Source organism: Flavobacterium sharifuzzamanii, from assembly GCF_003254585.1.
Lineage (GTDB): Bacteria > Bacteroidota > Bacteroidia > Flavobacteriales > Flavobacteriaceae > Flavobacterium > Flavobacterium sharifuzzamanii.
Window position 1 is genome coordinate 1 of the sequence record NZ_QJGZ01000036.1, and the last position, 16,582, is coordinate 16,582.

Below are 16,582 nucleotides of genomic sequence, written 5' to 3' on the forward strand. Positions count from 1 at the left end.
ACAAATGCTATGACCAGACCATCAGCAGAGACTTCACCATCACGGCTCCTTCAGCAGTGGTTCCTGTATCACCAGATCCATTTAGTGCTTCAGCTTGTGCTTATGCGGATCAGGCTGCAGTAAATGCTGCCTTCGAGATTTTCAAACAAGGCTTTAGCGTAAGTGGCGGTTGCGATGCGAAAGGAGCATTTGTAGGCAATCCGGTAGCGCCGAACTTATGTCAGGGTGGAACTACTAGTGTAAGTTATAAAATCACAGATAAATGCTACACTACTACGATCACTAAAAACTTTACTATTACTGCTCCGGCAGCAGTAGTTCCGGTATCACCAGATCCGTTTAGTGCTTCAGCTTGTGCTTATGTAAATCAGGCCGCATTGGATGCAGCTTTCGAGACATTCAAAGCAGGCTTTAAAGTAAGTGGTGGTTGTGATGCAAAAGGAGAGATCCAAGGCAGTCCAGTTGCACCGAAATTATGTGATGGCGGAACAACAACAGTTTCCTATAAAGTAACTGATAAATGTTACACCACTACAATCACTAAAAATTTCACTATTACTAAAGTTGACTTGCTTAATGTTTCAAGTCCGCCAAACAAAACAGTTGTTTGCGGTGAAAATCCAGATGGTGCATTTGCTGCATGGATTGCTGGATTTAAATTTACTGGGGGATGTGCTGGAAATGTTCAGGCAACAGATTTATCTCAATTTGTGAAACCTCAGATTGGAACGGCATTAGTTATTGAATATGTTGTTTCTAACAATTGTGAAACGATTAAAAAAGTATCAACATTTTTGATCACTCCATGTACGACTCCTATTTGTACTTATACTCAAGGAGCTTACGGAAATGTTGGAGGCATTGGATGTGCAGGAGGACAATCTTACACAACCAAAGCTCTTATTGCAAAAGCATTAAGTGCCTACCCAGGAGGAACAATGACAATTGGTTTAGTTGGAAAATCTGTTTTAGTATCTAATAATGCAACAGATATAAATGGCGTAATATCAGTCTTACCTGGAGGAGGAGGAAGCAAAGTGCTGGCAAATGGAAATCCACACATTAGTGCATTACCTTCATCATATCTTAAAAATGGAAGAATCAATAATACTTTATTAGCTCAAACCATTACTTTAGGACTTAATTTAGGTATTGATAGTGAGTTAAGTAAATTCAAATTGCAGGCAGGTACACTTGCAGTTGCTCAGCCTGACGGTGGTTGCGGATCTAAAACTCCAAAAATACGTTCTTGTAATCCTGACGGAACAGTAAGTAATGAATATAAATATTACACTATTCCGAACAATGTGGTTAGTAAACTAGGAGGAGATAAAACAGTTGGTGATTTGTTTAACTTGGCTAATCAAGCATTAGGAGGCGGAAACACTTACGGACTTTCTCTTTCTGACATTGCAAGTTTGGTAGATTTGATAAACAATGCATTTGATGAATGTAGAATCGCAATAGGATACAATATTCAACCACTTGCTTGTTCAGCTACTCAAGAACAAATAGTTACTCAGACACCTACTACTACGGAAAAACCTGTAGTAGAAAGTAGTGCAAAAGAAAGTAAAAAACCTAGTTTTGATGCTTATCCTGTTCCATTCAAAAATTACATTACCATTCGTTATAACTTTGATTATGCGAGCAATGTCAAAATTGAATTGTTTGATCTATCAGGAAAATTGTTATCTTCTAAAACAGATACAGATGCCTATTTAGGAAAAGAATATAACTTTAATATCGATTTCTATGTAGGTAAATTCCAAGTTTACATTTTACAAATTACGACTAATAAAGGCAGCAGTAGCAAAAAAATCATTTCTGCCGGCAATTAAATTAATTTATAAACCTTATTTAAAGCATCCGTTAAAAGCGGATGCTTTTTTTTGAAAAATATTTTTTCTTTTATCCTTTAATTATGAGTGTTTTACGAGTAAAGTGATTTAGAGAATACAGATGAGATTTTAAAAAAATAGAGGAAAAATCATGTTTTTCTTTTTTTTGGTTTAATTTTTGGAATACCTTTATATAGTATAATCCTTAAAAAAAATAATTATGAAAAAGATACTTACCTTATTTGCAGTTATCGGTTTAATTGCATTTTCTAGCTGTGAAGGACCAGAAGGGCCTCCGGGACCTGTTGGCCCTCCAGGACCTGTTGCTGAAGTTTTTGAACTTCAAAACGTAAATTTTGATTTTAATGCTAATGATGGTTATAATATTTATAGAAAATTAACTCCAAATATTGTGGACTCAGATGTAATTTTGATTTATAGATTGGCAGGATTAATTAACTCTACAACTCCAATTTGGCAACAAATTCCAAGAACGCTTTTTGTGTCTCAAGGTGAGCTTGATTATGATTTCGATTTTAGCAGAACAGATTTTACCATCTATGCGGGAGGAACTTATGACTTGTCTTTAACTCCTGATCTTATTAGAAATCAAACTTTTAGAATTGTAATTGTTCCAGGTGATTTTTCAACAACAGGGAAATCTGTTAGTAAACCTGATTATTCAGATTATAATGCCGTTATCAAGAAATATAACATTGACGATACTAATGTTAAGCAATTAAATTAATTTTTGAAATTGATTTAAAGCATAAAAAAAAGGAAATCTTTACGGATTTCCTTTTTTTATGCACATATGTTTTGTTACTAATTATTCTTCGCTTGACGAATCATTTAAAACTTTTTCTGGTCCAAATTTAAGAGAAACTAAAATTCCTACTAGAAGAGATAAAGCAATAAATCCTAAAGAAGCCCATTCTGGAACGTGGAAGAAATCGTGTAAAAGCATTTTTAATCCCACAAAAGCTAAAATCGCAACTAAGCTGTATTCTAAATAGCTGAATTTTGCCAGCATATTTGCTAAGAAGAAGTACATAGAACGTAATCCTAGAATAGCAAAAATATTAGAACTGAATACTAAAAACGGATCTTTGGTAATAGCAAGAATTGCAGGAACACTATCTACAGCAAAAAGAACGTCCATAACTTCAATAACAATTAAAGCTACAAATAATGGAGTAGCGGCTTTTTTTGCAGTTTTAGTTGTGATGAAAAATCTTTCGCCATCCGTTTCAGAGGTAATCGGCATAACTTTACCTAAAGCTTTGTAGATAAAAGAATCTTTTGGGTGAAAATCTTCTTCTTCTCCAGAAAAAAGCATTTTTATTGCGGTAAATATTAAGAAAACTCCGAATACATAAGTTGTCCAAGCAAATTTATTAATCAGCATTACTCCGAAGAAAATCATCAATCCACGGAAAACAATAGCTCCTAAGATTCCCCAGAACAAAACGCGATGCTGATATTTTTGCGGAATTTTGAATGAAGCAAAAATAATAGCAATAACAAAGATGTTATCTACACTCAGCGAAAGCTCAATTAAATAACCAGTAATAAACTTCATTGAAGCAACAGCCGGTTTCAAATCGTCTGGATTTGCGATATAATCAGTGGTGTACAGCCAATAAATTACTCCTGAAAAAAGGAATGATAAAGTAACCCAAACCAAAGTCCATTTGCTGGCTTCTTTAGTGCTAATGATGTGGGGTGTTTTGTTGAAGACACCTAAGTCTAAAGCAAGAATAAAAACTACAGCAAGTAAAAAGAGTGACCAGACTATCATAATGATTTTTTTTAATGATTTACAAAGATAAGTTTTGAAGTTTAACTTAAAAATTAAATTTGCTCTTAAAATTAAGTAATATTTGTTATTTGTAAAATGCTAAGTGTTATGAAGTTATGTGTTTTAAGAGTGGAAAATAGGTGATATTGAAACTTTGTCAAAGTTTAAAACTTTGACAAAGTTGGCAGTAACTTGTAATTTAAACTTGTCTGTTTTAATATAAAAAAAATGCCAGCAAATAATGCTGGCATTTTTAGAATATATTGTAAGCTTTAAATTATATTGCTGAGTTAACAGTTTTGATAATTCTAGCAGCAATTTTGTAAGGGTCTCCGTTTGAAGCTGGTCTTCTGTCTTCCAACCATCCTTTCCAACCTTTTTGAACAGTCATCAAAGGAATTCTGATAGAACATCCTCTGTCTGAAACTCCATAAGAGAAATCGTTGATAGAAGCAGTTTCGTGTTTACCAGTTAAACGCTGATCGTTGTAAGCTCCGTAAACCGCGATGTGCTCTTTTGTAACAGGACGGAAAGCCTCACAGATTTTCTCATAAGTTTCTTGAGAACCACATGTTCTAAGAACTGTGTTAGAGAAGTTAGCGTGCATACCAGAACCGTTCCAGTCTGTATCTCCTAGAGGTTTTGGGTGATATTCAATATAGTAACCATATTTCTCAGTTAAACGGTCTAATAGGTAACGAGCAACCCAGATTTCATCTCCAGCTTTTTTAGCTCCTTTAGCGAATAATTGGAATTCCCATTGTCCGCAAGCAACTTCTTGGTTGATTCCTTCAAAGTTGATTCCAGCAGCGATACATAAATCAGCATGCTCTTCAACTAATTTTCTACCGTGTGTGTTTTTTCCACCTACTGAACAGTAGTACATCCCTTGTGGAGCAGGGTATCCTCCAACTGGGAAACCAAGTGGAAGTTGAGTTTTAGTATCCATGATGAAATACTCTTGTTCGAATCCAAACCAAAAATCATCATTATCATCATCAATTGTAGCTCTACCGTTAGAAGGGTGTGGTGTTCCGTCAGCATACATAACTTCGCACATAACTAACCATCCGTTGATACGAGTTGGATCTGGATAGATTGCAACTGGAACTAATAAACAGTCAGAAGATCCACCTTCAGCTTGTCTTGTTGATGAACCATCAAATGACCAATTTCCAAGTTCTTCTAATGTTCCTTTGAAGTTTTCGTGCTCTTCAACTTTAGTTTTACTTCTAAGATTTTGAGTTGGTTCATATCCGTCTAACCAAATGTACTCTAACTTAATTTTAGCCATAATAATATAAATTAATTTTTTTGTTTTTTTTCGTTGGGTCAAATATAGATTTATTTTTTCAGTCCCAAAAATTAGGGGGCTATTTTGTTTTATGAAGTATAATTTTTTGGATAAGCATAATTTTGATGGGGGTATATTTTAAAAAAAGCAATTTTACTAACCTTAAAAATGTAAATTCGTAATAATTACGGCTCATTTTTGAATTTATGAGTTAAGGAATTATGAAAAAATGTTTATTTAATCAATAATACCGTACAGTTTTGTTATATTTCTGTTGTTTGAATTCATTATTCTTCGAAAAAAGCATTTTATGTTGAAAAATTCTATTTCAAAAATCTAAAATTTATATTCCAAACAGGTGTTTTAATTGTTTATATTTGCTGATCATTTTTTAATGAAAATTATTACGAATTTAAAATATACATAACCATGTCAACATTACGTTTTCAAGCTTTACAACAAGCTTCTAACAGAAAGCCGGTGCATTTTGAGGAAATTGGCCGAAAATCAAATCTTTTTGGTGCAAATGTGTTTAATGAAAAGGCAATGAAGCAGTATTTAACTTCAGATGCTTTTAGAGGAGTAAGAGATGCTATCCAGCACGGTACAAAAATAGATAGAAAGCTGGCAGATTATATTGCCATGGGAATGAAGGAATGGGCCCTTTCTAAAGGAGTTACTCATTATACTCACTGGTTTCAGCCATTGACAGGAACCACAGCAGAGAAACACGATGCTTTTTTTGAAACTTCTTATGACGGAAGTGAATCTGTAGAAAAATTTGGCGGCGCGCAATTGGTGCAGCAAGAGCCAGATGCATCAAGTTTTCCGAATGGAGGAATCAGAAATACTTTTGAGGCAAGAGGTTACACAGCTTGGGATCCGACTTCTCCAGCTTTTATATATGGTACAACTTTATGTATCCCAACAGTATTTATTGCTTATACAGGTGAGGCTTTAGATAATAAGATACCTTTATTGAGAGCATTATCTGCCATTGATGAAGCGGCTACAGAAGTTTGTAAATATTTTGACAAAAACGTAAAAAAGGTAACGGCAACTTTAGGCTGGGAACAAGAATATTTCTTGATTGACAAAGCTTTGGCAAATTCTCGTCCAGACTTAATGATGACAGGAAGAACGTTATTAGGACACACTTCTGCAAAAGGACAGCAGTTAGACGATCACTATTTCGGATCTATTCCAACTCGTGCTCTTACTTATATGAGAGATTTAGAGCAAGAATGTATGCTATTGGGTATTCCTGTAAAAACGCGTCACAATGAGGTAGCGCCAAATCAATTTGAGTTGGCACCAATCTTTGAAGAAACAAACCTAGCGGTTGATCACAACTCTTTATTAATGGATGTAATGCAGAGAGTTGCTGAGCGTCATGATTTTAAAGTGTTATTTCATGAAAAACCATTTAAAGGAGTAAATGGTTCTGGAAAACACAATAACTGGTCATTGGCTACAGATACAGGAGTTAATTTATTGAGTCCGAGCAAAACGCCAATGAGCAATTTACAATTTTTGACTTTCTTTATTAATACAATAAAAGCAGTAAACGATAACGAAACTTTACTAAGAGCTTCTATCGCAACAGCAAGTAACGACCACAGGTTAGGAGCAAATGAAGCTCCGCCAGCGATTATGTCTGTATTTATTGGAGCTCAATTGACAAAAGTTTTATCTGAGTTAGAAAGCGTAACAACCGGAAAACTTTCGCCAGAAGAAAAAACAGATCTTAAATTGAACGTTGTTGGGAAAATTCCAGATGTATTATTAGACAATACAGATCGTAACAGAACTTCGCCATTTGCATTTACAGGAAATAAATTTGAATTTAGAGCCGTGGGTTCAAATTCAAACTGTTCAAATGCAATGACGACTTTGAACGCGATTGTAGCAAAACAATTAATTGACTTTAAAAATGAAGTAGAAAACCTTATCGAGTCGAAAGACATGAAAAAGGATGATGCTATTTTTAATGTTTTAAGAGAATACATTAAACAATCTAAAAAGATTCTTTTTGAAGGTGACGGTTACAGTGAAGCTTGGGAAAAAGAAGCTGCAAAGAGAGGTTTAAGTAATTTTAAAACAACTCCAGAAGCTATAAAAGCCAAAGTTTCTAAACAAGCATTGGATTTATTTGAGCAATTAGGAATTTTTAATCATGTTGAAGCTGAAGCGCGTTACGAAATCGAATTGGAAGAATACACTAAAAAAATCCAAATTGAAGGACGTGTTTTAGGTGATATTGCTAGAAACCATGTTATTCCGACAGCAATTCGTTATCAAAATACTTTAATTGACAATGTAAAAGGATTAAAAGAAATTTTTGCAAAAGATTTTGAAGCTTTAGCTAAAGAACAAATTGTTTTAATTAAAGAAATTTCAGGCCATATTGAAGGAATCAATTCTAAAGTATTGGCAATGACAAACGAAAGAAAAAAAGCAAACCAGTTGACAGATGCTCAAAAAATGGCAGAAGCGTATTGTAATAACGTAAAACCTTATTTTGATGAAATTCGTAATCACTGTGACAAATTAGAGTTATTAGTAGATGACGAAAGCTGGACATTGACTAAATACAGAGAATTATTATTTACTAAATAATCATTTTTCTATACTTAATATATAAGACCTGTCTTTTTAAGGCAGGTTTTTTTATATCAAATAATTGATTTTTTTTGAATCCTATATTTGAATAAGCAAAAGAATTAAAAAAAGGGATTATCTTTGCAGCACATCAACACAAACTAATTTTCATGAGTTCAGATTCTAGCAAGAGATATGCACAAAGAGGTGTTTCGGCATCAAAAGAAGACGTACATAACGCTATAAAAAATATTGACAAAGGTTTATTTCCGCAGGCATTCTGTAAAATTGTTCCTGATTATTTAACTCAAGACGATGAGCACTGCCTTATTATGCATGCTGACGGAGCAGGTACAAAGTCATCTTTGGCGTATATGTATTGGAAAGAAACTGGAGATCTTTCGGTTTGGAAAGGAATCGCTCAAGATGCTTTAATCATGAATATTGACGATTTACTATGTGTTGGTGCAACAGATAATATTTTGCTTTCTTCAACTATTGGAAGAAATAAAAATCTAATTCCTGCCGAAGTTATTTCTGCAATTATCAACGGAACAGAAGAATTAATCAACGAGTTAAAATCATTTGGAGTTACCATTCATTCAACAGGAGGAGAAACTGCCGATGTTGGAGATGTTGTTCGTACAATTATCGTAGATTCTACTGTAACAGCTAGAATGAAACGCTCTGATGTTGTAGATAATGCAAACATCAAAGCAGGAGACGTAATTGTTGGATTGGCTTCTTTTGGTCAAGCAACTTACGAAAAAAGCTATAACGGCGGAATGGGAAGCAACGGATTAACTTCTGCACGTCACGATGTTTTCGGGAAATATTTAGCTAAAAAATACCCTGAAAGCTATGATGCAGCGGTTCCAGAAGAATTAATTTATTCTGGACAAGTTAATTTGACGGATGAAGTAGAAAACAGTCCAATCAATGCTGGACAATTAGTGCTTTCTCCAACAAGAACTTACGCGCCAATTATCAAGAAAATTTTAGATAAATATACTCCAGAAGATATTCACGGAATGGTACACTGCAGTGGTGGTGCACAAACTAAAATTTTACATTTCGTAAAAGATTTACATGTTATAAAAGACAATTTATTTCCAGTTCCACCATTGTTCAAATTAATTCAAGAACAATCAAAAACAGATTGGAAAGAAATGTACCAAGTATTCAACTGCGGTCACAGAATGGAGCTTTACGTTCCAGAAAATATTGCTCAAGATATTATTGAAATTTCTAATTCATTCAATGTAGATGCGCAGATTGTAGGTAGAGTAGAAGCTTCAGATTCTAAAAAGCTTACTATTACTAGCGAATACGGAACTTTCAATTATTAATTTTTAAAGTTGCAAAGGTTCAAAGGTTCAGAGTTGCAAAGACTTTGAAACTTTTAAAATAATTATTAAATTTAGAGATGCATAATTGTGCATCTCTATGTTTTTTTAACACATTATATTATGTACGAATTACTTTTTTGGAAATATCTAGACGAAATCTATCTTAACAATCAAGAAGTTTATGAAGCGCTGCTTGAAAAAGAAGAAGTAGAGGGTTTAGCTGTTCTTCAAGTTGAAGTAATCGTAAATAGAATAAATTCAGTTTTTTCTGATTGGGAAAGAGTCGATGAAAACAGCTGGAAGAATCCAAAAGGAAAAGGCGCATTTCAAGTAATCACCACTCCGCAAAGCATAAAAATTGACTGCTACGGAACTGAAGGAAAAACCATGAACAAATTAGTTGATATCATGGAAGAATTCAAATGTCCGCTTTACGATCCGCAAGTTCCAGAACGTTACGATGAAATGAGCGAGTAGTTTTATTGTTTGAAGTTTCAGGTTTCAAGTTTCAAGTTTTTCCACAAAGTTTTGGAATTTGGAATTTAAAAAATTGGAATTTATAATTCACCATTAACAATTATCAATTGAAATTATCCGTTTTTCAAAAGCACATTCTGTTCTTTTCTCATTTTAGCTAGCAATTGATCGACATACGTTTTTATTTTCTGCGGAAGCGTATTCCAACTCTGATCTTTTTCAAAACTTCTGCAATTATCGAAATCGCATTCAACTGCGCGAATAACATATTTTTTAGTTTTATAAACCGTAATAATTTTTACGCGTCTTATATAACCATCTTCGTTGCGAGTTCCATAAACAATAATAGGTTCAATATAACCGTCGCCATCAATATCTTTTGTACTGCAATATTTTGTCCAGAACCAAATGTTTTTTTCTTTTGGGAGAGTATCTTCAAGCAAATCATTAATTTTCCATTGATTTAAAAATCCACCATGATCATTAATCACACAAACTGCTTGTATTTTTGTATTTAAAGTATCTTTTTTAGAAATTGTTTTCTGGTTTTCGCCCAAAACCAATTCATAAACTCCGCTTTTATCGCTAAACTCAAATGCTCTATAAATTGGAAAATCAGTTAGATTTTCGAGTTCTCGCTGTGTAATTTCCTGTTTTGTTAATTTATGACTTTCAATTTTTTGAGAAAAAATAAATGAAGAAGAGAAAGAAAGTAAAATTAAAATATATTTTTTCATGTTTTGAATTGATTTTTAGTATACCAAATATATTTAAACCTTTTGAGTCCTGCTAAATTTATGTTTTTTAAAAATAGATTTTGTTGTACTTTTCTAAATTAAAATAACAGTAGAAATTTCAACAAAAAACTATAATATGACTAAGATAAACTGCGTCAAATTTCTTTCCACTATATCGGTTTTAATGCTTTTTTCCAATATTATAAATGGACAAAAAAAAGCAGAACAAAATCGAAATCTAGTCCAATATGTTGATCCAATGATTGGAACAGCAAAAATGGGACATACCTATCCAGGAGCAACAGTTCCTTTTGGGAGCGTGCAATTGAGTCCAGAAACCGACACGATTGCTTATAGTTTAAACGGAAAATATAATGGTGAAGTTTATAAATACTGTGCGGGTTATCAGTACGAAGATAAAACGATTGTTGGTTTCAGCCATACCCATTTTAGCGGAACAGGTCATTCAGATTTAGGTGATTTTTTAATTATGCCAACAACTGGTAAACTGCAATTAAATCCGGGCGTCGCGTCTAAACCATTGTCAGGTTATAGATCGGCATTTTCGCATTCAACAGAAAAAGCAGAACCTGCTTATTACAGCGTTTTTCTAGAAGATCATAAAATTAAAGCAGAACTTACGGCAACAACTCGTGTAGGAATGCATCAATACACTTTTCCTAAATCTGATGAAGCCCATATAATTTTAGATTTGACTTCGGGAATTTATAATTATGATAAAAAGAATGTTTGGACATTTGTTCGTGTTGAAAACGATACTTTGATAACAGGATACCGTCAGACGAATGGTTGGGCAAGAACCCGAACAGTTTATTTTGCTATGTCTTTCAGCAAACCAATTAAAAGTTACGGACAAGCAGCTCAGGAAAAAAGTGTTTATAGAGGTTTTTGGGGAAGATTTGATCAGACTAAAAACTTCCCAGAAATGGCAGGACAAAACCTAAAATTGTTCTTTGATTTTGATACGAATGAAGGAGAAAAGATCAAAATCAAAATGGCATTGTCGCCTGTGAGTTCTGCTGGAGCATTAGAAAACATGAAAAAGGAAACACCAGATTGGGATTTTGAAAAAGTAAAAAAACAAAGTCAGGACGTTTGGAATAAAGAATTGAATAAAGTTCAAGTAGAAACTATTCAAAAAGAAGATTTGGTTAATTTTTATACCGCAATGTATCATGCATTTTTGGGACCAACCGAATACATGGATTTAGACGGAAATTATAAAGGTTTGGATATGAATGTTCATAAGGCCGTAAAATTCACCAATTACACCAGTTATTCGCTTTGGGACACGTATCGTGCTTTGCATCCATTATTTAATATTGTCCAGCCCAAAAGAAACGCCGATATTGTAAGTTCGATGCTGGCGCATTCAGAGCAAAGCGTTCATAAAATGCTTCCAATCTGGTCACATTATGCCAATGAAAATTGGTGTATGATTGGTTACCATTCGGTTTCTGTTGTAGCAGATGCTATTGTAAAAGGCAATATTAGTTTTGATGCTGAAAAAGCACTTCAAGCCTGTGTAAATACTGCAAAAGTTCCATACTACGATGGATTGGAGTTTTATATGAATAAAGGATATGTTCCAGAAGACAAAAGCGGTGCTTCGGTTTCTAAAACCTTAGAATATGCTTATGATGACTGGGCAATCGCGCAAGCTGCAAAGAAATTGGGTAAAACGGAAATTTATAATGAATTCATTGAAAGATCGAAAAATTATAAAAATGTCTATGATGAAAAAACGGGTTTCATGCGTCCGAAATTAAATGACGGAACTTTCAAAAAAGAATTTGATCCGTTAGATACACACGGACAAGGTTTTATTGAAGGAAATTCTTGGAATTACAGCTTGTACGTTCCGCAAGATCCTGCCGATATGATTCAATTGATGGGCGGAAACGAAAAATTTAAAGTTCGTTTAGATTCATTGTTCAATATGCATCTTCCAGACAAATATTTTGAAAATACAGAAGACATAACAAGAGATGGAATCATAGGGAATTATGTTCACGGAAATGAGCCTTCGCACCATGTTGTGTACTTATACAATTGGACAGATTCTCCGTGGAAAGCGCAAGATAAAATTAGAATGATCTTGAAAAAAATGTACAGAAATGGAGCTGATGGTTTAGGCGGAAATGACGATTTCGGACAAATGAGTGCTTGGTATATTTTTAGCAGTTTAGGGTTTTATCCAGTTGCTCCAGGTTCTGATGAATATGCATTAGGAAGTCCGTTAATGAAAAATGCTGTTTTGAATTTGGAAAATGGAAAAACTTTTGAGGTCGAAACGGTAAATCAATCTGATAAAAATGTATTTGTGAGCAAAGTTTTGCTGAACGGAAAACAATTGGACAAACCATTTTTAAAGCATTCAGATGTTATAAATGGAGGGAAGATTACGTTTTATATGAGCAACAAACCAAGTAAGAAGTAATATCAAAATTAGTTTTACGTCTGTCAACCTGAGCGAAGTCGAAAGGCTTTTCTAGTAAAAAGAGGCTTCGACTCCGCTCAGCCTGACAAACGCATAATATTTTAATTAGTGAAAATTTGTGCAATTCGTGGCTAAACAACAAAAAACTTCACGAAATTTGCACTTCAAATAAAGACAAGTATATATGAAAATCAATTTAAAATCAGGAATAGATAAACTGCTTTTCGGAATGAAGCAGAATGACGTAACAGCAGCTTTAGGAAAACCTGATAAAAACTATAAAGACGAAGATGACAATGTAATTTTTGTTTACAATGCTCATAAAATTAGATTAACTTTCTATCAGGAAGAAGATCTTAAATTAGGGTACCTTGTAGCATCAAGTAATGATTTAGAAGTTTTCGGATTCAAATTAATCGGAAGAAAAATTGCTGATGTAAAGAAAGATTTTGCTGCAAAAGGAATTACAAAATACAATCAGGAAACTTTTGATACTTTCGAAAATTATTTCAACGAGGACAATTGGTTTATTCTTCAAACAGAATTTGATGAGGTAGTGAAGTTTGAAATTGGTGCAATTATCAACAGTAAAGATGAGTTTGACTGGAAATTTCCTGTGAAGAAATAGTCATAATATTGTCATCCTGACGAAGGAAGGATCACACAAGAAGCTCCGCAAAGTATGTCGGACAATCTTTGTCGATTTACGTGTGTGATCCTTCGTTACTCAGGATGACAAAAAAAACCGACAATCACTTGTCGGTTTTTTTATGTTGTAAAAGGAAATTAACCTTTTAACCATGCATTTTTAAGTTTCTCTTTTGAAGCATCAGTAGCTTTAAAAGTTTCAGCTTCTTCAAATGGTAATTTTACAGTTCCTTTGATAGTTTCTTCTTTTCCGCCACGTTTTACTTTCAAAGTAATTGGGTCATTATCTTTCCAGTTTTCACTTTCAGTAATCAAATCATAAATGTTGTCTAAATTGTATGATTTATTATTTACAGCTAATATTTTATCACCACCTTTTAAATTTAGGTTTTTAAAGAACTCAATTGATTCTGATTCAGGACGAACAGCGATTTCTTTAGTTGCTTTGTCAATAGTGATATTTGGAGTTTGTCCTTTTATAAACGGATTTCCAGTTTTTTTCTCCATTGCTTTTGTAACACCAACTTTAGCTAAGTAGAAGTCGTAAGGAATTGGAGTAGTTCCAGAAACATATTTGTTTAAAAATTCTCCAACTTCAGGATAAGTTAAAGAAGTGATTTTAGCAAATAATTCATCATCATTGAAAGGTTTTTCAACACCATACTCATCAGATAATTTATGCATTAAATCCAAAATACCTCTTTCTCCATTGCTTTTCTCTCTAATGATAATATCAATGCACATACCAATTAAAGCTCCTTTTTGGTATACATTTAAATATTGGTCTTTATAAGGTTGTTCTAATACATTTTTACTCATTACAGTAAATGACATTGTATCATCAAGCTGTTTAGACTGCTGAATTTTATCGGCAATACGAGTGTAGAATTCAGCTTCGTCAATCAAACCTTGGTTGATTTGGAAAAGGTTAGCAAAATATTCTGTTACACCTTCATACATCCATAAATGCTCAGACATTTGCGGTGCATTGTAATCAAAATATTGAATTTCTTTTGAGTGAATAGTTAATGGAGTAACAATATGGAAGAATTCGTGAGAAACCACATCTTTCATAGATTCTACCAATTTTTCTTTTGGCATCGATTCTGGTAAAACTACTGTTGTAGCAGTTGGGTGCTCTAAAGCTCCAAAACCATGCGCATCATCTTTTGCCATGCTTGACAAGTACAATAAAACAGTATATTTTTTAGTAGAATTTACTTTTCCTAAAAAGTTTTTCTGTGCCGTCATCATTGTTTTCATCTCTGGAGTGATGCTTTCAGCAGTATATTTTCCAGTAGGAGAGTACACAGCAATTAAGATATCCATTCCGTTTACATTAAAAGTAGTGTAATCAGGTTTAGAATACATAATTGGATTTTCTACCAAAATAGCATAACGAGAAGTAGTAAATACATCAGAAGTATTGCTTGCATCTTGATCTGTCATAGAAGTTGCTCCCCAAAGTGTTTCAGGATGCGTGATAGTAACTTTATATGGAACATCTAATTTATCTTTAAAATACCCCACAAATCCATGAGTATTTACCATGAAATTTTTCCCCGCATCAATGTTTGTTCCTGCAGGAGAGAAAACGTCATCATTTCCAAATCCAGTTCCTTTTTCTGTATCGAAACTATCGTTTACCAAATAAGTGATTTTTTTCAACGTTTTTGCGTTTGAAATAGACCAAGAATTATCGTCTAATCTTTTTACCGTAAGCGGATTTCCTTTAGCATTAAATGCTTTGAAATCTTCTGAAAATTTCCCGTAATTATCTGTCGAATAAGTACCTGGAACGGTTTTCGGAATACTATAGACAACTTCATCTGTTTTAAAGGTTGGAGGTGTGACTGTCACCAAAACCTTATCATCTTTAACATCTGTTAAATTGATATTAACTTCAACAATATTGCTTTTTGCGGCTCCAGTGCTCCCTGTTTTACAGCTCCAAAAAGTTACCGCTAGAGCTAAGGTGTAAAGTATTTTTTTCATTTCTATATGTTTAGTTAATTGTATTTGACACAAAAATTACCAAAAAGTTACTAAAAAATCACATTAAATTTAAAGATAAAAAAAAACTCCTGAAAAACAGGAGCTCTATAGTTAGTCTAATTTATTCTTGATATAATATTTTCCATCCAAATCTTCATCAAAATCATCTATTTTAACTGGTTTCGGTTTTGGCTTGTTTGCAATTGCCTTCTTTTTCCACATCTCAAATTTTTCAAGAGGCATTTTCTTTTTCATAATGTCCAGGACTTCTTTTTCTGCCAATCCAAACTCTTTTTTTATAATTTCAAATGGATTTCTTTCTTCTAAAGCTAACGAAACAAGTCTTTCAGTTTGTTCCGGAGTTAATTCTTTGCGGCTACTCTTTTTCATCTCGTGAAAATTAATTCAAAATAGGGTGTTAATTATTAATAGATTGATTTTCAATTCTTGTATCAATATTAAAAAAAAAAATAATAAGTTGGTTCAGTAAAGTGCAATTTTTTTAGAGAATTTAGCGGTTTTTGAAGGATCTTGATTTTTGAAATGGGATTTTTAGCAGATTCTTCAATTCATTATTTTCTTCAGTGAGCATATGAGTGTCTACGCCGTATACAAGCTGATCTTTGGGTAAATAAGTGAATGTTCCAAAGATTCTGTCCCAGATAGAAAAAATATTGCCATAATTGCTATCCGTGTAAGGTAGTACATAATGATGATGAACTTTATGCATATTTGGGGAAACAATAAAATAGCTTAGAAAGACGTCTAGTTTTTCTGGAAGCGAAATATTGGCATGATTAAACTGTGAGGCGATAACCGATAATGACTGATAAAGAAAAACCATCCACATTGGAGTTCCAACAATTAAAACGCCTAAAGTGGTAAAAATAAAACGTACAACACTTTCTCCAGGATGATGTCTGTTTGCTGTTGTGGTATCAATCCAAGTATCGGTATGGTGTACCAAATGAAATTGCCATAGAATTTTTACTTTATGTTCTACAAAATGAGCTAAATAAGCCCCAATTAAATCCAAAAGCAGTAAACCAATTATAGTATATAGCCAGATTGGCATTTTAGGAAGCCATTGAAGTATTCCAAAATTATTTTCGATTGTCCAAGCGGCAGTTTTTATTAGAATAAAGGCAAGGATAAAGTTGACCACAATGGTTGTGAAAGTAAAAAAGAAGTTTATTCCAGCGTGAGGCCATTTTTTGTATTGCATTTTAAACAAAGGAAAACTGTTTTCAATAAGCCAAAAAATGGTAATGCCGCCAATCAGAATAAGACTTCTATGCGACGATGGAATCGTACTGAAGTAAGAAATGATTTCGTTCATAATACATACATATTTGAGTTGAAATAAAGTTTTCTTGCT

The 16,582-nt window shown here is 33.4% G+C and carries 13 protein-coding genes; 7 read left to right on the forward strand and 6 right to left on the reverse strand.

The features are described from left to right. A partial coding sequence (locus tag DMA14_RS06665) for a T9SS type A sorting domain-containing protein (protein WP_157957686.1) occupies nt 1-1,841 on the forward strand: 1,841 nt, incomplete at its 5' end. Nucleotides 1,842-2,061: 220 nt separating this feature from the next. After that, nucleotides 2,062-2,589: a hypothetical protein gene (locus tag DMA14_RS06670; RefSeq protein ID WP_111423998.1), complete on the forward strand. Its 528-nt coding sequence runs from the start codon at nt 2,062-2,064 to the stop codon at nt 2,587-2,589. Between the two features lie 81 nt (nt 2,590-2,670). On the opposite strand, the gene DMA14_RS06675 is transcribed toward DMA14_RS06670, so the two are convergent. Continuing rightward, complete coding sequence (locus tag DMA14_RS06675; protein ID WP_111423999.1) at nt 2,671-3,642, reverse strand: TerC family protein; 972 nt, start codon at nt 3,640-3,642, stop codon at nt 2,671-2,673. 277 nt (nt 3,643-3,919) lie between these two features. Next, the gene (locus DMA14_RS06680) at nt 3,920-4,936 is read right to left on the reverse strand and encodes a glutamine synthetase beta-grasp domain-containing protein (protein ID WP_111424307.1); all 1,017 of its coding nucleotides are present in this window, start codon (nt 4,934-4,936) and stop codon (nt 3,920-3,922) included. A 429-nt stretch (nt 4,937-5,365) separates the two neighbouring features. Here DMA14_RS06680 and DMA14_RS06685 point away from each other — a divergent pair, with 429 nt between their 5' ends. The 3 genes from DMA14_RS06685 (at nt 5,366) to DMA14_RS06695 (ending at nt 9,363) form a co-directional block, all read left to right on the forward strand. Continuing rightward, entirely contained in the window at nt 5,366-7,555 is a 2,190-nt protein-coding gene (locus DMA14_RS06685) for a glutamine synthetase III family protein (RefSeq protein WP_111424000.1), read from the forward strand. Nucleotides 7,556-7,707: 152 nt separating this feature from the next. Further along, nucleotides 7,708-8,886 carry an AIR synthase related protein gene (locus DMA14_RS06690; protein WP_111424001.1) on the forward strand — a complete coding sequence of 393 codons (1,179 nt, stop codon included), beginning with the start codon at nt 7,708-7,710 and terminating at the stop codon, nt 8,884-8,886. A gap of 120 nt (nt 8,887-9,006) precedes the next feature. Then, complete coding sequence (locus DMA14_RS06695) at nt 9,007-9,363, forward strand: hypothetical protein (RefSeq protein ID WP_111424002.1); 357 nt, start codon at nt 9,007-9,009, stop codon at nt 9,361-9,363. A 113-nt stretch (nt 9,364-9,476) separates the two neighbouring features. Here DMA14_RS06695 and DMA14_RS06700 read toward each other — a convergent pair whose 3' ends face one another. After that, complete coding sequence (locus tag DMA14_RS06700) at nt 9,477-10,100, reverse strand: M949_RS01915 family surface polysaccharide biosynthesis protein (RefSeq protein ID WP_111424003.1); 624 nt, start codon at nt 10,098-10,100, stop codon at nt 9,477-9,479. A 136-nt stretch (nt 10,101-10,236) separates the two neighbouring features. Here DMA14_RS06700 and DMA14_RS06705 point away from each other — a divergent pair, with 136 nt between their 5' ends. Further along, nucleotides 10,237-12,561 (forward strand): GH92 family glycosyl hydrolase, encoded by a 2,325-nt coding sequence (locus tag DMA14_RS06705; RefSeq protein WP_111424004.1) that lies wholly within the window; start codon nt 10,237-10,239, stop codon nt 12,559-12,561. A 184-nt stretch (nt 12,562-12,745) separates the two neighbouring features. Then, nucleotides 12,746-13,189: a hypothetical protein gene (locus DMA14_RS06710; RefSeq protein WP_111286890.1), complete on the forward strand. Its 444-nt coding sequence runs from the start codon at nt 12,746-12,748 to the stop codon at nt 13,187-13,189. 158 nt (nt 13,190-13,347) lie between these two features. Here DMA14_RS06710 and DMA14_RS06715 read toward each other — a convergent pair whose 3' ends face one another. The 3 genes from DMA14_RS06715 to DMA14_RS06725 form a co-directional block, all read right to left on the reverse strand. Then, complete coding sequence (locus DMA14_RS06715; protein ID WP_111424005.1) at nt 13,348-15,204, reverse strand: M61 family metallopeptidase; 1,857 nt, start codon at nt 15,202-15,204, stop codon at nt 13,348-13,350. A gap of 111 nt (nt 15,205-15,315) precedes the next feature. Next, nucleotides 15,316-15,594 carry a DUF2805 domain-containing protein gene (locus DMA14_RS06720; protein ID WP_008462445.1) on the reverse strand — a complete coding sequence of 93 codons (279 nt, stop codon included), beginning with the start codon at nt 15,592-15,594 and terminating at the stop codon, nt 15,316-15,318. A gap of 121 nt (nt 15,595-15,715) precedes the next feature. Next, a complete protein-coding gene (locus tag DMA14_RS06725; protein ID WP_111424006.1) occupies nt 15,716-16,543 on the reverse strand; it encodes a sterol desaturase family protein in 828 nt (275 codons plus the stop codon). Nucleotides 16,544-16,582: the final 39 nt, after the last annotated feature.